The organism is Stenotrophomonas sp. LM091, from assembly GCF_001806305.1.
Classification (GTDB): domain Bacteria; phylum Pseudomonadota; class Gammaproteobacteria; order Xanthomonadales; family Xanthomonadaceae; genus Stenotrophomonas; species Stenotrophomonas bentonitica_A.
The window spans coordinates 1366172-1386276 of sequence record NZ_CP017483.1 but is presented as its reverse complement, the minus strand read 5'-3'; the positions used below and the strand labels follow the sequence as shown (position 1 = coordinate 1386276).

Annotated in this window: 15 protein-coding genes and 1 riboswitch; of the genes, 11 read left to right on the top strand and 4 right to left on the bottom strand. The window is 65.8% G+C overall.

All coding sequences use genetic code 11. The features are described from left to right. Nucleotides 1–16: 16 nt before the first annotated feature. Nucleotides 17–991, bottom strand: a complete 975-nt coding sequence (gene ilvC / locus BIZ42_RS06110; RefSeq protein WP_019183812.1) for a ketol-acid reductoisomerase — start codon at nt 989–991, stop codon at nt 17–19. A 658-nt stretch (nt 992–1649) separates the two neighbouring features. Here ilvC and ggt point away from each other — a divergent pair. After that, the gene (ggt, locus tag BIZ42_RS06105) at nt 1650–3368 is read left to right on the top strand and encodes a gamma-glutamyltransferase (protein WP_070425865.1); all 1719 of its coding nucleotides are present in this window, start codon (nt 1650–1652) and stop codon (nt 3366–3368) included. A 211-nt stretch (nt 3369–3579) separates the two neighbouring features. On the opposite strand, the gene BIZ42_RS06100 is transcribed toward ggt, so the two are convergent. Continuing rightward, a complete protein-coding gene (locus tag BIZ42_RS06100; protein WP_019183813.1) occupies nt 3580–5148 on the bottom strand; it encodes a BCCT family transporter in 1569 nt (522 codons plus the stop codon). A gap of 287 nt (nt 5149–5435) precedes the next feature. Then, nucleotides 5436–5537: riboswitch (TPP riboswitch) on the top strand. A 113-nt stretch (nt 5538–5650) separates the two neighbouring features. On the opposite strand from BIZ42_RS06100, the gene thiC reads away from it, so the two are divergent. The 6 genes from thiC to BIZ42_RS06070 all read left to right on the top strand — a co-directional run bounded on the left by thiC (nt 5651) and on the right by BIZ42_RS06070 (nt 15196). Then, nucleotides 5651–7528 (top strand): phosphomethylpyrimidine synthase ThiC, encoded by a 1878-nt coding sequence (gene thiC, locus BIZ42_RS06095; protein ID WP_070425864.1) that lies wholly within the window; start codon nt 5651–5653, stop codon nt 7526–7528. A 97-nt stretch (nt 7529–7625) separates the two neighbouring features. Continuing rightward, nucleotides 7626–8303 (top strand): ion channel, encoded by a 678-nt coding sequence (locus BIZ42_RS06090; RefSeq protein WP_070425863.1) that lies wholly within the window; start codon nt 7626–7628, stop codon nt 8301–8303. Between the two features lie 251 nt (nt 8304–8554). Next, nucleotides 8555–10894, top strand: a complete 2340-nt coding sequence (locus BIZ42_RS06085) for a winged helix-turn-helix domain-containing protein (RefSeq protein WP_070427459.1) — start codon at nt 8555–8557, stop codon at nt 10892–10894. Nucleotides 10895–11007: 113 nt separating this feature from the next. Continuing rightward, nucleotides 11008–11889 (top strand): helix-turn-helix transcriptional regulator, encoded by an 882-nt coding sequence (locus BIZ42_RS06080; RefSeq protein ID WP_019183817.1) that lies wholly within the window; start codon nt 11008–11010, stop codon nt 11887–11889. Between the two features lie 69 nt (nt 11890–11958). Continuing rightward, nucleotides 11959–14817, top strand: a complete 2859-nt coding sequence (locus tag BIZ42_RS06075) for a TonB-dependent receptor (RefSeq protein WP_172838038.1) — start codon at nt 11959–11961, stop codon at nt 14815–14817. A 178-nt stretch (nt 14818–14995) separates the two neighbouring features. Further along, on the top strand, nt 14996–15196 hold the full coding sequence (locus BIZ42_RS06070) for a hypothetical protein (RefSeq protein WP_237393565.1): 201 nt from the start codon (nt 14996–14998) through the stop codon (nt 15194–15196). Nucleotides 15197–15252: 56 nt separating this feature from the next. Here the strand turns inward: BIZ42_RS06070 and BIZ42_RS06065 are convergent, their stop codons facing one another. Together BIZ42_RS06065 and ppa are read right to left on the bottom strand one after the other, a co-directional pair. Then, on the bottom strand, nt 15253–16371 hold the full coding sequence (locus tag BIZ42_RS06065) for an HDOD domain-containing protein (protein WP_070425860.1): 1119 nt from the start codon (nt 16369–16371) through the stop codon (nt 15253–15255). 153 nt (nt 16372–16524) lie between these two features. After that, nucleotides 16525–17061, bottom strand: a complete 537-nt coding sequence (gene ppa, locus BIZ42_RS06060; protein WP_019183821.1) for an inorganic diphosphatase — start codon at nt 17059–17061, stop codon at nt 16525–16527. 226 nt (nt 17062–17287) lie between these two features. Between ppa and BIZ42_RS06055 the strand changes: the two genes are divergently transcribed. From BIZ42_RS06055 to BIZ42_RS06040, 4 genes are all read left to right on the top strand, one after another. Next, entirely contained in the window at nt 17288–17821 is a 534-nt protein-coding gene (locus BIZ42_RS06055) for a hypothetical protein (RefSeq protein ID WP_237393564.1), read from the top strand. Then, complete coding sequence (locus BIZ42_RS06050) at nt 17818–18294, top strand: hypothetical protein (RefSeq protein WP_070425859.1); 477 nt, start codon at nt 17818–17820, stop codon at nt 18292–18294. Before BIZ42_RS06055 ends, BIZ42_RS06050 begins: the two co-directional genes overlap by 4 nt. 104 nt (nt 18295–18398) lie before the next feature. Further along, entirely contained in the window at nt 18399–18899 is a 501-nt protein-coding gene (locus BIZ42_RS06045; RefSeq protein WP_046274129.1) for a sigma-70 family RNA polymerase sigma factor, read from the top strand. A 134-nt stretch (nt 18900–19033) separates the two neighbouring features. After that, nucleotides 19034–19978 carry a FecR domain-containing protein gene (locus BIZ42_RS06040; protein ID WP_070425858.1) on the top strand — a complete coding sequence of 315 codons (945 nt, stop codon included), beginning with the start codon at nt 19034–19036 and terminating at the stop codon, nt 19976–19978. Nucleotides 19979–20105: the final 127 nt, after the last annotated feature.

The following is a 20105-nucleotide window of genomic DNA, read 5'->3' as shown; positions in this document are numbered from 1 at the left end:
GGGGGAGCCGCGCGTTTTACGCGGCTTGACTTTGCAACCAGACCATCTTGGCGCGCAGTTCCTTGCCTACCTTCTCGATCGGGTGCTCCAGGTCGGCCTGCTTGAACTTGTTGTAGTTCGGCAGACCCGCTTCGTACTCGGCCACCCAGTTCTTGGTGAAGGTGCCGTTCTGGATGTCGGTCAGCACGTCCTTCATGCGCGCCTTGGTACCGGCATCGATGACGCGCGGGCCGCTGACGTAGTCGCCGTACTGCGCGGTCTCGGAGATGAATTCCAGCATGCGGGTGATGCCGCCTTCGTAGAACAGATCCACGATCAGTTTCAATTCGTGCAGTACTTCGTAGTAGGCGATTTCCGGCTGATAGCCGGCTTCGACCAGGGTTTCGAACCCGGCCTGGACCAGTGCCGAAGCACCGCCGCACAGCACGGCCTGTTCGCCGAACAGATCGGTCTCGGTCTCTTCCTTGAAGGTGGTCTGGATCAGGTTGGCGCGCGCGCCGCCCAGACCACCGGCGTAAGCCAGCGCGAACTCGGCGGCCTTGCCGCTCTTGTCCTGGTAGACCGCCCAGATGCACGGCACGCCGCGGCCGATTTCATACTCGCGACGGACCAGCGCACCCGGGCCCTTCGGTGCGACCAGCACCACGTCCAGATCCTCGCGCGGAGTGATCATGTCGAAGTGCACGTTCAGGCCATGCGCGAACAGCAGCACCGCGCCCTGTTTCATGTTTGGTGCGAGCACGTCTTCGTAGAGCTTCTTCTGCACCATGTCCGGGGTCAGCACCGCGACCAGATCGGCATCCTTCACCGCTTCGGACGGGGCTTTGACGGTGAAGCCGTCGGCCTGTGCCTTGACCTCGGTCGGACCGCCCGGGCGCAGCCCGACGACGACATCGAAACCGGATTCACGCAGATTCAGCGCGTGCGCGCGGCCCTGGCTGCCGTAGCCGACAACAGCGATCTTGATCTGGGGCAGGTCGTTGGTGCTCATGGGGGAGGTCCTTTGGAGGCAAGAAAAAAGAGGGCCGACGGTCAGCGACGCGTCGGCCCATCAGGGGAAGGGGTGGCACCGGCCTGGCCGCGACCACACGCGAACGCACCCGCCGTGGGGGCGGTGGGCGTCGGCTGGCTCGGGGCGGGCTGGCGGGTCATGGTGGAAGGCAACTCGGAGGGGAGGATGGAAAACAAAGGGTTCTGAAACGAAAAAACCCGCACCTGGTCGGGTGCGGGTTTTGATGGATACCTGGCAGTCTTGCTTACACGCCGGTCCGTCCCGCACCTGTTGGTTGGGTAATAAGTACGAGGACGAGAAGCGAATGGATCGCGGCCGCGCCGGGGTCGGCGTGCTGGATGGATTCGCGGGTGGCTGTGCGCTGCAACATGAGATCGAGAAAACCACACGGGTTTTGGCGGTGTCAACCCTGGCAGGACAATTTCCATCGGTTTCGTCTGCATCCACCGCAATGCCCCGCCAGACAAGGATGGTTGCGGCTGAAAGCGTTCCGGTGAACCGGAATTCAGTATTTTGGCGCTGTCGATTGCGCGGATCCGGGGCCGATTTCCTCCCCGGTACATGACCATTGTGGGATGTCATCACAGGGCATCTGCCGCCACCATCGATGTCGCTACCACCCTTCAGGAATTCCCCCGTGTCCCCACGCCTCGCCCGCGGCCTGCTCGCCGCCGCCCTGCTGTCCACGCTGCCCGCCGCGGCGATCGCCGCAGACCGGATCACCGGCCATGCCTTTGCCACCCGCTCGGAGGTGATCGCACCGCACGCGATGGCCGCCACCTCCCAGCCCCTGGCCACGCAGATCGCCCTGGACGTGATGAAGTCCGGTGGCTCGGCCGTGGATGCCGCGATCGCCGCCAATGCTGCCCTCGGCCTGATGGAGCCGACCGGCAATGGCGTGGGTGGCGACCTGTTCGCGATCGTCTGGGACCCCAGAACCGAGAAGCTGTATGGCTACAACGGCTCGGGCCGCTCGCCCAAGTCGCTGACCCTGGCCGAGTTCCAGCGCCGCGGCCTGAAGGAAATCCCCGCCACCGGGCCGCTGCCGGTCTCGGTGCCCGGCGCGGTGGACGGCTGGTTCGCCCTGCACGAGCGCTTCGGTCGCAAGCCGATGGCCGACAACCTGGCCCCGGCGATCCGCTACGCCCGCGAAGGCCACCCGGTCGCCGAGGTCATCGCCTACTACTGGGACCGCTCGGTGCCGCGACTGTCCAAGTATCCTGGCTTCACCGAGCAGTTCACGATCAACGGCCATGCCCCGCGCAAGGGCGAGATGTGGAAGAACCCGAACCTGGCCCACACCCTGGAGCAGATCGCCCAGGGCGGTCGCGATGCCTTCTACAAGGGCGACATCGCCCGCACCATCGGCACCTACTTCAAGGCCAACGGCGGCTACCTGAGCTATGACGACATGGCCAGCCACCACGGCGAGTGGGTGGAGCCGGTCAGCAGCAACTACCGCGGCTATGACGTGTGGGAGCTGCCCCCGAACAGCCAGGGCATCGCGGCGCTGCAGATCCTCAATGTGCTCGAAGGCTACGACTTCTCCAGGATTCCCTTTGGCTCACCCGAACACGTGCACCTGTTCGTGGAGGCCAAGAAGCTGGCCTTCGCCGACCGCGCGCGCTTCTACACCGACCCGGCGTTCCATCCGGCTCCGGTCGACCGGCTGATCTCCAAGGGCTACGCCGCCGAGCGCCGCAAGCTGATCTCGATGGACAAGGCGCTGAGCGAAGTGCAGCCGGGCACGCCCAAGCAGCTGCAGGAAGGCGACACGATCTACATGACCGTGGCCGATGCCGACGGCATGATGGTCTCGCTGATCCAGTCCAATTACCGTGGCATGGGCAGTGGCATGGCGCCTCCGGGCCTGGGCTTCATCCTGCAGGACCGTGGCGAGATGTTCGTGCTGCGCAAGGATCACCCGAACGGGTATGCACCGGGCAAGCGTCCGTTCCAGACGATCATTCCGGGGTTCGTCACCAAGGATGGCAAGCCGTGGATGAGCTTCGGGGTGATGGGCGGTGCGATGCAGCCGCAGGGCCATGCGCAGATCGTGATGAACATGGTCGACTTCGGGATGAATCTGCAGGAGGCCGGCGATGCGCCGCGCATCCAGCATGAGGGCTCGACCGAGCCGACCGGCCAGGCGACGGCGATGAGCGATGGCGGCGAAGTGAATCTGGAAACGGGCTTCCCGTATGAGACGGTGCGGGCGCTGATGCGCAAGGGCCACCGTGTTGTTTTTGCGGATGGCCCGTATGGCGGGTATCAGGCGATCCTGCGTGATCCGGAGACCGGGGTGTATTACGGGGCGTCGGAAAGCCGCAAGGATGGGCAGGCGGCGGGTTACTGATTTTCTCGCACTCCGTAGTGCTGACCGTTGGTCGGCACTAGCGCAGAGCAGAGCGTAGAGCAGGACGCTTCGGGGCTTCGGGGGGGCGTGCGCATGGCAAATGCGCACATGGCCGAAGCGGTAGAGCCACGCCATGCGTGGCTCCTCTCACTGCAACCCACCCGCCCCGCCCACCGATAGCCCGGAAGGCGGGATGCTTCAAGCGTTCAGCTCAAGGCGCCCGAGCCGCCTCATCGCGCGTTTCTTCCTGCGCCGCGATTTCCCGCTCGATCCACTCATCCATCAACCGCCGCGCACGCTGCGCACGGCGCCGCTGCAGCGCATGCTCCATGTCCAGCACCCGGTACAACGACCACATCACCGCCAACATCAACAACGCAAACGGCAGCGCCGCGATCGTGATCATCCCCTGCAGCGCATTGAGGCCGCCGGCCAACAGCAGCACGCCCGCGATCAACGCAATCGCCACGCCCCACACCATCCGGCGTGCCAGCGGCGGATCACCGGATTCCTCGGTCGACATCGTCGCCAGCACCAGCACCGCCGAATCAGCCGAGGTCACGAAGAAGATCATCAACAGCACCAGCGCGATCGCCGACAACACCATCGGCATCGGCAGGCTGTCGAACATCGTGAACAGCACCGTCTCGTAGCCATTGCCCAGCGCCTGCGCCAGGTCCACGTGGCCGAAGATCTGCGACCACAGCGCGGTGCCGCCGAATACCGAGAACCACAGGAAGCCCAGCACGCTCGGTGCGATCACCACGCCCAGCACGAACTCGCGGATGCTGCGCCCACGCGAGACGCGGGCGATGAACGAGCCCACGAACGGCGCCCACGCGATCCACCAGGCCCAGTAGAAGATCGTCCAGTCCGCCACCCAGGTGCTGCCCGAGAACGGCGACATGCGCAGGCTCATGGTGACCAGCGAGTTGAGGTAGGAGCCGATCGTGGTAGTGAACGTATCGAAGATGAAACCGGTGGGCCCCAGCACCATCACCAGCGCCAGCAGTACCGCCGCCAGACCCAGGTTGAAGTTGGAGAGCCACTTGATGCCACGGTTGACGCCGCTGGTGGTGGAGGCCATGTACAGCACGAACGCCACCGCGATGATGGTCAGCTGCACCGGCACCGAGGCCTGGATGCCGAACACGCGCTCGAGACCGGCGGCGATCTGGATCGTGCCGAAGCCCAGCGTCGTTGCCACACCGATCGCCGTGGCGACCACCGCAGCGACGTTGACGACAGTGCCCATCCAGCCCCGGTGGTGCGCACCGATGATCGGCTGCAGCAGATCACTGATCAGCCCGCGGCCGTTGCGGTTGAACTGGAACCACGCCATCGCCAGGCCGATCAGGGCGTAGATCGCCCAGGGATGCAGGCCCCAATGGAAGAACGCATAGCGCATCGATGCGCGCGCCGCCTCCATGCTTTGCGGGGCCAACCCTTCCGGTGGCTTCACGAAATGCGAGATCGGCTCGGCCGCGCCCCAGAACACCAGGCCGATACCCATGCCGGCCGCGAACAGCATCGACATCCAGCTCGCGTTGGAGAAGTCGGGTTCGGCGTCTTCGCCGCCGATGCGCAGCGAACCGAAGCGGCCGAAGGCCAGGTACATCAGGAACGACAGGGTGATGAACACCACCAGCAGGTACAGCCAGCCGGTACTGCGGATGATGGTGGACAGGCCGCTCTGGACGACCTCGTTGAAGGGGCCCGGCGCGAGGCCAGCGATCAGCACCAGCAGTGCGACCAGTGCGATGGAAATGCGGAACACCATGCAGGCGTGTCTCCGATCAGTAGGGGCGAGCCGAGGCTTGCAATCTCCAGCGGCACGGCGGCAACGACTGGGGCGGATCAAGCCGGTCGAGGCCGGTCAGTACGGACGTCAATGGCGTCGAACAATGCGCAATGCGCGCGTGATCGGGACGCTACCCCTGATCGCACCGCATACCGCGCTGCAGCATCGTAGTGCATCAGATGTCGGCGCCTTGTTCACACCCAGGGCCAAGCAGCTTGGTTGGTCCGCCCCAGCGCGCTGACGGTCTTCGCTTTGTGCTCTAATTCGCCCCGAAGCGGGGGTACCGCGGCCCAGTGGCCAAGGTTGAGACAGTCCCTTCGAACCTGATCCGGTTGATACCGGCGTAGGGAAGCTTCGCAATTGCTGATGCACTGCGCCGTAGGGCTGCCCCGCCCGAAGACCGCCCGTGTTGCGTCTGCCGTGCGCCGCCGCTTCGTCCGTTCCGCCCATTCCCGGGCGGAACCCGATCCAGGACGACGTCATGAACGCAGCGCTTTCCTCCCTGCAGCAGCAGGCCCAGCAATTGTCCGAATCGGTCACGCGCCCGATTCCCGGCTCACGCAAGATCCATGTGCCGGGTTCACGCAGCGACCTGCAGGTGCCGATGCGCGAGATCGTGCTGACCCGCACGCCGACCCTGTTTGGTGGGGAAGAGAACGCGCCGGTCACCGTGTATGACACGTCTGGCCCGTATACCGATCCGAATGCGCGGATCGACCTCTCCGTGGGGCTGCCGCCCTTGCGTGCCGGCTGGGTGGCCGAGCGGGGCGATACTGATGTGCTCGATGGCCTGAGCTCGGCATTTGGCCGCTCCCGCGAAACCGATGCGCGCCTGGATGCGGTGCGCTTCCCGTCGCGGCTGCAGCCACGGCGCGCGCGGTCCGGTGCCAACGTCACCCAGATGCACTACGCACGGCGCGGCATCATCACCCCGGAAATGGAATTCGTCGCCATCCGCGAAAACCAGCGCATCGAGGCCATCGTCGATGCCGCGCTGCTCAGGCAGCATCCCGGCGAAGCCTTCGGCGCGTCCATCCCGGCGCGCATCACGCCGGAGTTCGTCCGCGATGAAATCGCCCGCGGCCGTGCGGTGCTGCCCAACAACATCAACCATCCGGAAAGCGAACCGATGATCATCGGCCGCAACTTCCTCACCAAGATCAACGCCAACATCGGCAACAGCGCGGTTTCCTCGGGCATCGCCGAGGAAGTGGAAAAGCTGGTCTGGGCGATCCGCTGGGGCGGTGACACCGTGATGGACCTGTCCACCGGCAAGCACATCCACGAGACCCGCGAATGGATCCTGCGCAACTCGCCGGTGGCGATCGGTACCGTGCCGATCTACCAGGCACTGGAAAAGGTCGATGGCCGCGCGGAGGAACTCACCTGGGACATCTTCCGCGACACGCTGATCGAGCAGGCCGAGCAGGGCGTGGACTACTTCACCATCCATGCCGGTGTGCTGCTGCGCTATGTGCCGTTGACCGCCGGGCGCGTGACCGGGATCGTCTCGCGTGGCGGCTCGATCATGGCCAAGTGGTGCCTGGCACACCACAAGGAAAACTTCCTGTACACCCACTTCGAAGACATCTGCGAGATCATGAAGGCCTACGACGTGACCTTCTCGCTTGGCGACGGCCTGCGCCCGGGGTGCATCGCCGACGCCAACGACGCGGCGCAGTTCGGTGAGCTGGAAACACTGGGTGAGTTGACCAAGATCGCCTGGAAGCACGACGTGCAGACCATGATCGAAGGCCCCGGCCACGTGCCGATGCAGCTGATCAAGGAAAACATGGACAAGCAGCTGCGTGAGTGCGGTGAGGCGCCGTTCTACACACTCGGCCCGCTGACCACCGATATCGCCCCGGGCTATGACCACATCACCAGTGCGATCGGCGCGGCCATGATCGGCTGGTACGGCACGGCGATGCTCTGTTACGTCACGCCCAAAGAGCACCTGGGGCTGCCCAACCGCCAGGACGTGCGCGACGGCATCATGGCCTACCGCATCGCCGCGCACGCCTCGGACCTGGCCAAGGGCCATCCCGGCGCGCAGGTGCGTGACAACGCGCTGAGCAAGGCACGCTTCGAATTCCGCTGGGAAGACCAGTTCCATCTCGGGCTGGACCCGGAGAAGGCCAAGGAGTTCCACGACGAAACGCTGCCCAAGGACGCGCACAAGCTGGCCCACTTCTGCTCGATGTGCGGCCCGCACTTCTGCTCGATGAAAATCACCCAGGACGTGCGTGACTATGCAGCGGGGCAGGGCCTGGATGAGCGCACGGCGCTGGAGGTCGGCATGGCTGAGAAGTCGGCACAGTTCCGCGATCTGGGCGCAGAGGTGTATCGGCAGGAGTAACGCATCGGCCGGGGCGGGCGCGCCGTCCCGGCCATCATCCGGCGCGCGCACGATTCCGGCTAAGCTCGGCGCGACCAGGCAGGGGTGGGGGACCACAATGGCGATAGCACGCAGCACCAAATGGCTGGCCATCGCGCGCCGGCATCCCTCGGCCTGGTTGTTGGCCGTGCAGCTGCTGGGCGTGCTGCTTTACCCCGCGATGGACGAGGCCGGCGCCAGCCGCGCGCTGTTCGGCGCGTTCGGCATCGTCGTGCTCGGCCTGGCGCTGTGGGTGGTGCGGCGCAGTCCGCTTGGAATGTGGGTGGCGCTGGTGCTGGCGATTCCCTCGGTGGTGTTCTCCATTGCAGGCGCCCTGCTGGAGCGCCCGGCACTGGTGACCACCGCACAGCTGCTCGAATGCCTGCTGTATTTCTATACGGCCGGCAGCCTGATCGCCTACATGCTGCAGGACCACAAGGTGACCCGTGACGAACTGTTCGCTGCGGGCGCCACGTTCACGCTTTTGGCCTGGGCCTTCGCCTTCGCGTTCGCGGTCTGCCAGCAGTGGTACCCGGGCAGTTTCGTGGCGACCAGCGAGAGCGAATTGAGGACCTGGATGGAGCTGCTTTATCTCAGCTTCAGCTTGTTGTCCGGGGTGGGGCTGAGCGACGTCGTGCCGATCCATTCCCAAGCGCGTGCATTGGTGATGCTGGAGCAGTTTTCAGGCGTGATGTACGTCGCCCTGGTGGTCTCGCGGCTCGTCGGGCTGACCATGTTGGCGCGTGCACGAAACTGAATCCAGGATAAAAAATTCGCGCCAGAAGGCGCGAATGGTGAGGCGATTTATGTGAATTCATCGGCGAGAGAGAGCCTGTCGTCACCCGCGCGCATAGGCGTGGTTAACCGGCATAGGCTAGTATTCGCGCGCCTTGGTGTTTTTGCGGTTTGCGCCGATGGCGTGTGCGGAATCTGGCGGTTCGTCTGGCTGTATCGATTGTGACGATCGCGTGAATTCCAGTGGTTTTTTTGCATTTCCACGTGTTCTGGATGATCAGCAACGACAGTGAGCGCCCCTCCGCCGATGTGATTCGAATCGGCGACTTCATCGTCACTTTCTCCTCGCGGGAAGTGATGAGCGAAGGCATGCGTCGCCCACGTCGGCTCACACCCAAGGCGCTGGGCGTGCTCAGGATGCTGCTGCGATCGCCGGGCGCGGTCGTGACCCGGGATGAACTGTTCGCGGAGGTCTGGCCGGATACCCTGCCGACCAACGACGTGCTGACCCAGGCGGTGACCCAGCTGCGCAAGGCGTTCGCCAGCGATGATGACGCGGCCGCGCCCTATATCGAAACCATCGCCAAGACCGGTTACCGGCTTCTGGTGGCCGTCAGCGTGGTCGAGGATGCCGCGCCTGCACTGCTGATCGAGCCTGACCTCCAGCAGCCGGCCGCAAGCGTGCTCACCGTGGCTGAAGTGCCTGCGGCATTGCCGCCGGTGCTGACCGAGCTGGACCCGATCAAACGCCGTCGGCGTCGCCTGCGTCGCTATGCGGTGGTGGCGGTCGGCATGGCGATGCTGGTGGCGCTGCTGGTGATGGCGGGAATGCTGATGCAGCGCGATCCGCCCGCCTCGGCGGTGGACGCGGCGGTGGAAGATGGCACGCGGGTGATCGGCAGCCCGCAGCGGCCTTACCGGCTGATTACCGCAACGGCAGGGTTCGAGACGTATCCCACATTGTCCCCGGATGGATCGCAGATCGCCTATGAGGCCGATGTGCCCAGCCGCCCGGGCAGCGTCATCAAAGTGCAGACCTCCGGCAATACGCCTGCACGCCTGTTGGTCGAGCCTCCCAAGGGAATGTCCGACCGGTTCCCGAGCTGGTCGCCCGACGGTCGTGAGATTGCGTTCGCCCGGTTCGGCCCTGCCGAGAGTTGCGAAGTGCTGATCGCCAGCGCGACCGGCGGCGCAGTGCGCCATGTCACCCGGTGCGACGGTACCGAACTGCTCAGCTTCGATTGGACGCCCGATGGGCGGGGTCTGGTGTTCGGCTCGCTGTCCGGCCGGTATGCGCAGCGCGGTATCCGCACCCTGGATATCGCCAGCGGACGATGGCAGTCGCTTGATTACGATCTCGGCCGTGACAACTTCGAATACGCGCCACGCTATTCGCCGGACGGTCGCTGGATCGTGTTCGTCCGCAATCCCCAGATCGGCGATCTGTGGCGGATGCCTGCCGAAGGGGGCACCCCGGAGCAGCTGACCGACGATTCGGCGGAGATCCGTGGCTGGGCCTGGCGCAGCGACAGCCGCCACCTCGTGTTCGGCCGCCGCGTCGACAGCGAATCGCGCCTGTATGAACTGGACACCGACACCCGCGTGCTGCGTGATGTCGGCCTGGACGATGCGCAGTCGCCGACCGTTTCGCGCACCGGCGACATGCTCGCCTTCGTGCACCGCCGCCCGCAGTTCGGCCTGTTCCGGGTTCCGGTGACGGCCGGGGGGCTGGGCGCACCGGAGCGCTTGTTCCCCTCCAGTGGACGCGATGCGCAGCCGATGGTGTCGCCGGAAGGCCAGCAGATCGTGTTTTCGTCGGACCGTTCGGGCAGCTACGCGCTGTGGTGGGCCGACATGCAGCGGCCGGAGTCGCTGCGTCCGATCGAAGGGCTGCGGCCTGAGGCACGCCAGTCCTCCGACTGGTCGCACGACGGTAAACGCGTACTGGTGCTGGGCCGCGATGAACATGCCAACCCCGGCATCTATGAGGTGTCTCCGCGCGATGAGCAGACCGTGCGCCTGCCCGTGCCGGTACGGCAGCCGCTGCAGGCGCTGTACGGCAGGGATGGGCAGCAGCTGCTGGTGGTGGAGCGCGACCGTGACGAACGCATGCGCTTGTCCCTGTTCGATCGCAGCGTGACGCCATGGCGCCTGCTCGGCAGCATCGAGGGCGTCTCGCAGGCACGCTATGACATCGCCGGCGAACGTGTGCTGTTCACCCGCCTCTCGGCCGGGGGGCTGTGGCAGGCCGATGCCGCCCTGACGCCGGGCAGCATCCGCCAGATCAGTGAAGACCGGCCCACGCGCTGGCGCTATCGCACCTGGACCGTATCGGCGCAGGGCAGCATCGACTACCTGTCCAACCGTGCCGATTGCGCGACCGTGTTCACGCGCATCGCACAGCCGGTCGCCGACCAGGAGCACTGCCTGGACGCACAGCGGCTGAGTGCCAGCAATGGATTCAGCGCGGGCCCGGGCGGCGAAGCGCTGTACCTGGCGCTGGCCGTGGCCGACGGCACGGACATTGGCGTGATGTCGCTTCCCGAACGCGTCCCGTCGCTGTTCCCCGGCTTCGTCAAGTCCATGATTTTCAAGACGAAAGACCCTTCGTAAGTTCTTCGTAAGGTTCTCGCCTCGAATTCGGATCAATCTCGCCAGGACTTCCTGAGGCAGTGGCCTGATTTGGCAACACTGCAGGCCAGCAAAGGCAAACTCACGGTGTCGTCATGCGTCAGCTCTCCCTGGCCGATCGCGGTCAAGCGCTCTCTCTGGACAAGGTCGTCGATGACGGTCCCCTGCCAACCTGCCTGGGCGTTGCCCGCCTGGGCAGCCTGCAGAGCCCTGGCACGACCTTCACGGTCTGGATCCAGCTGCGCGGCAGCGCATGGGTGGAATCCAAAGAGGGGCGCTTCCGGCTGCGCCAGCGTGAGTGGATCGCCTTCGAAAAGGAATCCCGCCCGATGGTCCAGGCCGGTCGCGATGGCCTGTGCATCGGCCTGAGCCTGGCCCCGGACGCACTGCGCGCGCTGGGTGAGCTTACCGACTGCAGCCTCTACGCCGGCCGCGGCAGCATGAGCCGCAGCGATGCCCGTGTCGCCCTGCGCCTGTGGCGTGATGTGCTGGCCAGCGGCCACCCGACCCAGGCGCTGCGCCCGGTGCTGTTGCACCTGGCGGCCCTGCAGCAGGGCATGGCGACCGGCGTGCAGCGTTGCCCGGGCCGCTCCCGCAGCCGCAAGCGCCAGGTGTTTGGACGCATGCAGCGCGCGCGCCTGTACCTGGAGGGCAACAGCCACCGGGTGGTGCGCATCGGGGAGCTGGCCGAGCTGACCAACTTCTCCAGCTGGTACCTGTCCAAGACGTTCCAGAGCCTGTATGCCGAGAGTCCGCAATCGCTGTCCGCGCGCCTGCGCCTGGAGCGGGCCGCCGATCTGCTGCGCGATACGGACATGATGGTGGGCGAAGTGGCGGCCGCCAGCGGATTTGACAACTGCTGCAGCTTCGCACGGGCGTTTCGGGCCCGCTTCGGGTTGTCTGCGTCACGCTATCGTGAGGCCGGTGCGAATCTCTCGCCAGATTCGGCAAAGTCTTCGGTTGTCTCCCGCAAATAATTCATTGCAACGCAATCGTAACTTTCCGAGGCGTTTTTAACACGCTACTAACGTACCTCGGAGAGATAAATGAATTTTCGTACTCCCGCAGTGCGGCTGGGCCTTCTGCCCGCCGGCATTGCGCTTGCCCTGACGCCGGCCTTTGCTTCGGCTCAGGAAGCAAGCGGCACGACCGACCTGGACCGCATCCAGGTCACCGGTTCGCGTATCCGTCAGGCCAGCACTGAAACCGCGCAGCCGGTGATCGCGCTGCAGCGCGCCGACATCGAGAAGCAGGGCTTCACCAGCGTCGCCGACATCGTGCAGAACCTGTCGGCCACCGGCTCGCCGGCGATCAGCCGCGCCGATGCGCTGTCCTCGGGCGAAGAAGTCGGCGGCCAGTACGTCGACCTGCGCAACCTCGGTCCGGAGCGCACCCTGGTGCTGCTCGACGGCAAGCGCATGGGCGTCAGCTCCGGCGGCTACACCGACCTGGCCTCGATCCCGACCTCGGTCGTGGAGCGCATCGAAGTGCTGACCGACGGCGCCTCGGCGATCTACGGTTCCGACGCGATCGCCGGCGTGGTGAACATCATCACCCGCAAGAATTTCGACGGCCTGGAAGCCAGCGTCTACAAGGGCCAGTACGGCCAGGGCGACGGCGACAAGACCACCTACAACTTCGTCTACGGCCAGACCGGCGATCGCGGTTCGATCACCCTTGGCGCCGAGTACAGCGAAGAAGAGCCGGTTCTGGCCAAGAACCGTCGCTACAGCGCCTCTGCCAACGGCTATCGTCATCCGGTTCCGACCGACGACGACACCAACGGCTGGAGCGCGATCACCGAAAAGGGCGTGCTGGTTACCGATGATGGCAACTACGTCCTGAACCCGGGCGGCGCCTCGAACAACTTCGGCGACTACCACGAGCTGGGCAACGCCGATCTGTCCAACCCGTCGCAGCAGATGTACCTGTCGACCGGCATCAAGCGTCGTTCGGTCTTCTCCAACGGTCAGTTCGACTTCACCGACAACATCCGCGGTACCGCCAGCGTCCTGTACACCGAACGCGAAGCGCTGCAGCAGATCGCCGGCTACCCGTACCGTTCGGCCGCCTACGACACCCAGATGTCCGGCGACAGCGTCTTCAACCCGCTCGATACCGACGTTGATTTCATGCGTCGTACGTGGGAAGTGCCGCGCCAGACCAAGTCCGAGCTCAACACCTTCCGCTTCAGCGGTGGTCTGGAAGGCTCGTTCGAGTTCGCCGACAAGTACTTCGACTGGGATGTGGGCTACGTCTACAACCGCAACAAGGGCGTCAAGACCGGCACCGGCAACCTGTTCATTCCGAACGTGAAGAATGCCGTGGGCCCGTCGTACCTGGATGCCAACGGTATCGCCCAGTGCGGTACCGCCGCTGCTCCGATCGCCGGCTGCACCCCGTGGAACCCGCTGCTGCCGTACGGCTCCACCGCCGACGGTTCGCTGTCCAACCCGGACCTGCAGAAGTACCTGTTCCTGCCGACCCACGATACCTCGCTGACCACCAGCAAGGTCTACAGCGCCAACCTGAGCGGCGTCATCGTGACCCTCCCGGCCGGTGACCTGTCCTTCGCGACCGGTTACGAGCACCGCGAAGAAGACGCCGAGTACAACCCGGATGCACTGCTGCAGTCGGGCCTGAGCACCGACCTGGCCGGTGCGCCGACCGCCGGTGGCTACAAGCTGGACGAGTTCTACCTGGAACTGAACGTGCCGATCCTCGCCGATCTGCCGTTCGCCAAGGAACTGTCGGTCGATATGGCCGGCCGTTACTCGGACTACAACACCTTCGGCGACACGGTGAACTCCAAGTTCGGCCTGAAGTGGAAGCCGATCGACGACCTGCTGGTCCGTGGCACCTATGCCACCGGCTTCCGTGCGCCGACCGTGGCCAACCTGTACGGTGGCACCTCGCAGAGCTTCGACAAGTACACCGACCCGTGCGACACCTTCTTCGGTGCTGCCGTGCGCAACCCCGACGTCGCTGCCCGTTGCGGCGGCGCCGTGCCGGCCAACTTCCGTCAGGAAGCGTCCGGTGGCATCGATGCCACCGGCCCGGGCGCACAGTCGAACTACCCGTACCTGTCCGGTTCCAATGACGGCCTGCTGCCGGAAACTTCCAAGACCTGGACCGTCGGCCTGGTGTACAGCCCGAACTTCGTGCAGGGCCTGGACGTCAGCCTGGACTGGTGGAAGATCCGCATCGACAACGTCATCGCGGCGGAGTCGGTCACCTCGATCCTCAACCAGTGCTACGTGCTGAACAACGCCAACGCCTGTGACCGTGTCACCCGTGACACCGATTCGGGCCAGGTCGTCGACGTGACCCGTACGCTGATCAACGGCGGCTACCAGGAAACCGCAGGTTACGACCTGGGTATCCGTTACCGTCTGCCGGAACTGTCCTTCGGCAACATCGTCATCGACTGGAAGACCACCTATGTGGACTACCTCGAGTACAAGCGCGACAACGAAGCTGAAACCGCCGTCGAGCAGCACACCGGCTGGGGCACGGGCGACTGGGGCGGCAACTTCCGCGTCCGTTCCAACCTGAACATCGATTGGAGCCTGGGCAACTTCGGCGTCAACTGGGGCATGCGTTACTACTCCGGTCTGAAGGAAGAGTGCGCCTACGATCGCGAAGGCGGTCCGGAGTGCAACAACCCGAGCTACTCCTCGGCCTACACGCTGGCGATCCCGGTGCGCAACACCGGCTCGAACACGTTCCATGACCTGCAGGTGCGTTACAACACCCCGTGGGATGCCACCATCTCGGCTGGCGCGAACAACGTGTTCAACCACGAAGGCCCGGTGATGTACAGCCAGCCGAACTCGAGCTTCTCCTACTACGGCGGCTTCGACATCGGTCGGTTCTACTACCTGAAGTACACCCAGCGCTTCTGATCCATCGAAGCAATGGCGTAAAAAAAGGAGGGCGGGCCGCAAGGTCCGCCCTCTTTGCGTTGTGGGGTAGGGAAAGTCTGAGTTTCAGCGAAAGGTGATCCGCCTCACAATTCGAGCGGAAATGCAGTTGATACTGTCAATCGGTCCAATCGTGGACGATTGAGAGATCGATATGAAAATGACGCTCGCTCAGAAGATTTCCGCTGTACTGCTTGCCTCCCTGGCGACCGCGGCCAGTGCGTCGCCCGGCCTGATCATCTGCGCGGGAGGGCGCTACTGCGAAGACGTCCGCATCGAATGCCTCGCCGACGGTGGCTCGGCCGCCATGTGCGAGCGCCTGTGGCGCCTGTGCGTGCTGGACGCCTGTCCGCAGCGCTGAAACGACGATGGCGCGCCACGGGGCGCGCCATCCTTTGAGCATGCTCCGCCGTACACTCAGGCGTCGCTGGCCACCAGCCCCATCAGTGCGTTGGCGTGATCGCGCCACTGCGGGAGCTTGTTTAGCACGCCGGCCCGCTGCAGATACTCCTCGTCGACCGGGTCGCCGTTGATCAGCGCCAGGGCCACGTGGACCGCACCGGTCACCCAGAAGCTGCGGGTGGTGGAGCGATGCGGCTGCAGGTGGAACGCCACGGCTTCGATGATCGGCATCGGCAGGCCCCACAGCCCCAGCAGGTAGGCGCCCGCCTCGGCATGGCCGGGGCGATTGTCGGCCACGTCTTCCGGGGTGCGCTCGTTGCGCACGCCCGGCAGCAGCAGGCCGATGTCGGCCAGCAGGGCCGCGGTGGCGCCCAGTTCGGCGCTGGAATCGGGCAGCAGTTTGGCGGCCAGGCGCGAGGCCAGCAGTGCGCGCTGCTGCAGCGAGTTGCGCTCGGCACCGGACAGCGGTTGGGCCGAGAACACTTCGCTGGCCAGCACCAGGTCGCGCAGGGTCGACAGTCCCAGTCGGGTCACGGCGGTGCGCAGGTCGGAAATGATCCGGCCGCTGTTGAAGAACGCCGAGTTGGACAACTGCAGCACCTTGGCCGCGATGGCCGGGTCGGCCGCGACCAGCTTGGCCACGTCGGCGGTATTGGTGTCGTCGTCGTGTTCCAGCGCCTGGGTGAGGGACAGATACAGGTGCGGTGGCGAGGGCAGCTTCTCGATCCGGCCGATGGCACTGCGCAGGCGCGCGCTGTCGAGCAGTTCGCGCAGCTCTTCCAGGCTGGTCAGCGCTTCGAGCAGCACTTCCGGGGCCAGCGGCATCGGCAGGAAACGGTGGGCGACACCGATCAGGCGCGCCGGCGGCGGGCGGTTGCCGTGCTCGGCATCCACCAGTGCGATGCGGATGGTCTCAGGGCGCAGCGTGCGGATCTGGCCGAGCAGCGTGGTGGCGTTGAGATCGGGCAACTGCGGGCACACGATCACCGCATCCACCGGCGAGCCGGCAACGATGCCCATGGCGCTCTGGCCATCGGCGGCGGTCAGCGGTTGCCACTCTTCCCCAAGATCGGCAATGAATTCCAACAGCTCAGCCGACAGGCTGGCTTCGTCCCCAACAAGCAGAATGCGCACGACACGGTCCCCTGGCTGACCACGGTGAAACGCACCGTGGACGGTGTGAAGAGACGCAATGTACCCAATCCGGCACGAATAGTGATGTGCCGCATTGGAAAAACGTGATGCACATCGCTCCGGCAGGCGGTGCCGGAGCGATGCCGGTCAGTCTCAGGCGATGTTGCCGAGGTAGCGCTGGTGCGCTTCGACCAGGATCTTCTTGGCTTCGGCGGCGCCGCCCCAGCCATCGAGCTTGACCCACTTGCCCTTTTCCAGGTCCTTGTAATGCTCGAAGAAGTGGCCGATGCGCTCCAGCCAGTGGCTGGACACCTGCTCGATGTCTTCCACGTGGGCATAGCCACTGAAGACCTTGGAGATCGGCACGGCCAGGATCTTTTCGTCGCTGCCGGCCTCATCGCTCATCTTGAGCACGCCGACCGGACGGCAACGCACCACCGAGCCCGGAACCAGCGGCAGCGGCAGCACCACCAGCACGTCGGCCGGATCACCGTCGCCGCACAGGGTGCTCGGCACGTAGCCGTAATTGCAGGGGTAGCGCATCGGGGTGGAGAGGATGCGGTCGACGAAGATCGCGCCGGTTTCCTTGTCCACTTCGTACTTCACCGGCTCGGAATCCTTCGGGATCTCGATGATGACGTTGATTTCTTCCGGCGGGTTCTTGCCCGGCGAAACGAGTTCCAGACCCATGGGTGTGCTCCAGCTGAGAGGGGGTAGGGCGCAAAGTCCGCTATTTTATGCCTTTGCCGGCCAACGTGCAGCGGCCTGGCCGCCGGGGCGCCGAATTGGTCCGCCAGGCAGGGAAGAATCGCCACACGGCTGCCCCTTTCATCCCGACACGGCGCTCGGTTGAGGCCTGATGGCCGGGGCCGGCGCCGCTGGCGATCATGGCGTGGAACCCACTCCGAGCCTGGCGATGCCCAAGATGACCCCGATGGCCGGCCTTTCGATGGCGGCGGCACTCTGCCTGGTGGCCCCGGCCGCCGAGGCCCATGCCTCGTCCAGACCGTACGTGGACCTGGTCGACTTTCCCTACAAGGAGGCGAACTGGGACCGTTTCTACGCCCTCCAGGGCCATTTGATGCGGGAGTTTCATGACCTGTGCGGCGCCACGTATTGCCAGGGAACGCATGCCAACCATGTCCTGCTGCAGTTCCGCTGTTCGGTGCACGCGGCCACGGGCACCGTGACGGAATGCGCGCTGGTCATTGCGGCCGGCAACCTGGAGGTGGACGCCGTCACCGGCAAGGTCATGCCCGACAACCGCACCTGGGCGTGCGCCGTGCCACTGGCCCCGCACACGCCGGTGGAGGCCCTGCATGCCGCCCTGGGACGTCGTGACGCGTTGATCCTGCCGCTGCCGGGTACCGGCCGGTCGGTCCATGACGCGCTTCTCGGCTGCCTCGGCGAAGGCGGTTCGCTTGCCGCGTCCCACAGGAGACACCCATGAACCGCTTCCTCGCGAGCGTCGCGCTTGTACTTGCAGCCGCCAGCTTCCCGGCAGGGGGCGCCACTGCGGAGACCTTCATCGATGCGCGCAGCTATCCGACCCCGGCCGCCGGCAGGGAGCGCTTCCTCGCGCTGGAAACGCGACTGGTCCGCGGCTTCGATGAGGTCTGCGGCGATACCTTCTGCGAAGGGGAGTATCACAACCTGCAGTCACTGCGTTTCCGCTGTTCGGTCAACGCCGCCGATGGCGGCGTGGAGGAGTGCGTATGGACGTTCACCGGCAGCACCGCGCAGGTGGATGGATCGAGCGGGCGGATCATCGTCGATGCGCGCAGCTGGGCCTGCCCCGTCCCGCTGGCCGCCAGGACGCCCCTGCCGATACTGCTCCAGGCCCTGGAACAGGACGATCCACTGCACGTGCGGCTGCCCGGCACCACGACCAATCTCTACGAAGGGCTGACCGGATGCCTGTGACCGGCATGAGGCATGGCCAAACGTGACTCATTCTCATTTGCGGAGTAACATGCCGCGCCTTACGGATTGCCGTCTCCCTGCGGTCCCGCTTTGTGCACTGGCCCATGTCCTCCAACGCCACCACTCTCACCGAGCTGTTGATACGCGAACGCCCGGCGCTGCTGCGCCTGGTGCAGCGCATTCTGGGCAGTGATGGCGGCGCGGAGGATGTGATCCAGTCAATCTGGTTCAAGGCCCGGGGTGTCGACGGCGGCCAGCCGATCAGCAACCCCCGGGCGTACCTGTATCGGCTGGCGGCGAATCTGGCCACCGACCACGGCCGTGAGCGCACGCGACGCACGCGCCTGTTGGCCGAGCATTACCTGTGGGGGCCGGACGAGGTGCTCTCCACCGAAGAGCAGGCGATGGCGCAGGACGAACTGCAGCGCGTGCTGGCGGCGGCCGAACATCTTCCCGAGCCGACCCGCACGATCTTCCGCCTCAACCGCCTGCAGGGCATGACCCAGGTCGAGGTCGCCAAGCGCCAGGGCGTGTCGGTGACGACCGTCGAAAACCACGTGCGCAGCGCCTTGCAGCGCCTGGCCTGGGCGCGCAGCGGGCGCTGAGCGGCACGCATCCGGGCTTGGGGAAGCCCGTTTCCCATCCGTCTTGATCATAATGCCGACCCTTCCGGCCTCTTCTTCGTCCGCGCGCGCCTGCGCACCCACTGCCAGCCATGAGCCCGCACGAACAGCCTCCGATGTCCCGACCCTTGCCACCGTCCGACCCTACTGCCGTCCAGGCCCGCGCCTGGATTGCCTGGCTGGCCTCCGGTGCGGTCGAGCCCGGGCAGATGCAGGCCTTCGAGCAGTGGCTGGCCGAGCCGGACAACCGGCGCACCTTCGAATACGAACGCCAGCTGTGGCGCAGTCTCGGGCCGCAACCGGCCCCGGCGGTGGTGGCCAGCCGGCCGCCGCGCCGCCTGCGCTGGCCCGCCGTTGGCGCGGCCACGGCCGCCTTGCTGGCGTTGGCCTGGGTGGCGCCGGAGGCCTGGTTGCGGCTGCAGGCCGATCACCGCAGCGGCACGGCCATCCACTCCGTGGTGCTTCCCGATGGCAGCCGCGCCGTGCTTGACGCCGACAGCGCCATCGCCATCCACTACGACGGGCAGGTGCGGCGCATCGCGCTGCTGCGCGGCCAAGCGTGGTTCCAGGTGACACCCGACGCGGCGCGCCCATTCCAGGTGGATGCGCAGGGCGGGGTGATCGAGGACATTTCCACGGCGTTCGCGGTCGCACGCGAAGGTGACCACGTGGACACCGTCGTGGCGCAGGGCCGGGTCCGGGTCGCGGCGGCCGATCGGGGTGGCTGGACCTATCTGGACGCGGGCCAGCGTGCGCGCTTCGCACCGGGTGGGCGGGTCACACGGCAGGAAGACGTCGCGCTGGACAGGATCGCGGCCTGGCGTGAGGGCGAACTGCTGCTCGACGCAACCGGGGTGGAAGAGGCGGTGCGGCGCATCGCGCGCTATCGGTCCGGGCCCACCTTCGTGCGCGGGGATCTGGCCAGTCTGCCCGCGATCAATGCGGCCTTCCGCATCGACCGGCCGGAGCAGGCCCTGGACGCCCTGGCGGTCAGCGCCGGGTTGAGCGTGACCCGCCTGCCGATGGGCGTGGCGATCGTGGCGCCGGCCACCCACCCGTAGCGCGGCGGCCTGCTGCGGAGGCGGCGTGGCGTGCGTCCAGTCGGGGGCGGCGCATTGGTCTTGGGGCAGCGACCTGTTCGTTCGTCTTACCCGGCATAACGTACCCGCCGCCGCCACGTACGTCCGC

What these genes read in the sequence shown, in the direction of transcription:
- ppa (WP_019183821.1), bottom strand. Translation starts at nt 17,061, where the DNA reads ATGGGTCTGGAACTCGTTTCGCCGGGCAAGAACCCGCCGGAAGAAATC.
- BIZ42_RS06055 (WP_237393564.1), top strand. Translation starts at nt 17,288, where the DNA reads ATGCCCAAGATGACCCCGATGGCCGGCCTTTCGATGGCGGCGGCACTC.
- thiC (WP_070425864.1), top strand. Translation starts at nt 5,651, where the DNA reads ATGAACGCAGCGCTTTCCTCCCTGCAGCAGCAGGCCCAGCAATTGTCC.
- BIZ42_RS06050 (WP_070425859.1), top strand. Translation starts at nt 17,818, where the DNA reads ATGAACCGCTTCCTCGCGAGCGTCGCGCTTGTACTTGCAGCCGCCAGC.
- BIZ42_RS06080 (WP_019183817.1), top strand. Translation starts at nt 11,008, where the DNA reads ATGCGTCAGCTCTCCCTGGCCGATCGCGGTCAAGCGCTCTCTCTGGAC.
- BIZ42_RS06040 (WP_070425858.1), top strand. Translation starts at nt 19,034, where the DNA reads ATGTCCCGACCCTTGCCACCGTCCGACCCTACTGCCGTCCAGGCCCGC.
- BIZ42_RS06045 (WP_046274129.1), top strand. Translation starts at nt 18,399, where the DNA reads ATGTCCTCCAACGCCACCACTCTCACCGAGCTGTTGATACGCGAACGC.
- BIZ42_RS06085 (WP_070427459.1), top strand. Translation starts at nt 8,555, where the DNA reads ATGATCAGCAACGACAGTGAGCGCCCCTCCGCCGATGTGATTCGAATC.
- BIZ42_RS06070 (WP_237393565.1), top strand. Translation starts at nt 14,996, where the DNA reads ATGACGCTCGCTCAGAAGATTTCCGCTGTACTGCTTGCCTCCCTGGCG.
- BIZ42_RS06100 (WP_019183813.1), bottom strand. Translation starts at nt 5,148, where the DNA reads ATGGTGTTCCGCATTTCCATCGCACTGGTCGCACTGCTGGTGCTGATC.
- BIZ42_RS06090 (WP_070425863.1), top strand. Translation starts at nt 7,626, where the DNA reads ATGGCGATAGCACGCAGCACCAAATGGCTGGCCATCGCGCGCCGGCAT.
- BIZ42_RS06075 (WP_172838038.1), top strand. Translation starts at nt 11,959, where the DNA reads ATGAATTTTCGTACTCCCGCAGTGCGGCTGGGCCTTCTGCCCGCCGGC.
- ilvC (WP_019183812.1), bottom strand. Translation starts at nt 991, where the DNA reads ATGAGCACCAACGACCTGCCCCAGATCAAGATCGCTGTTGTCGGCTAC.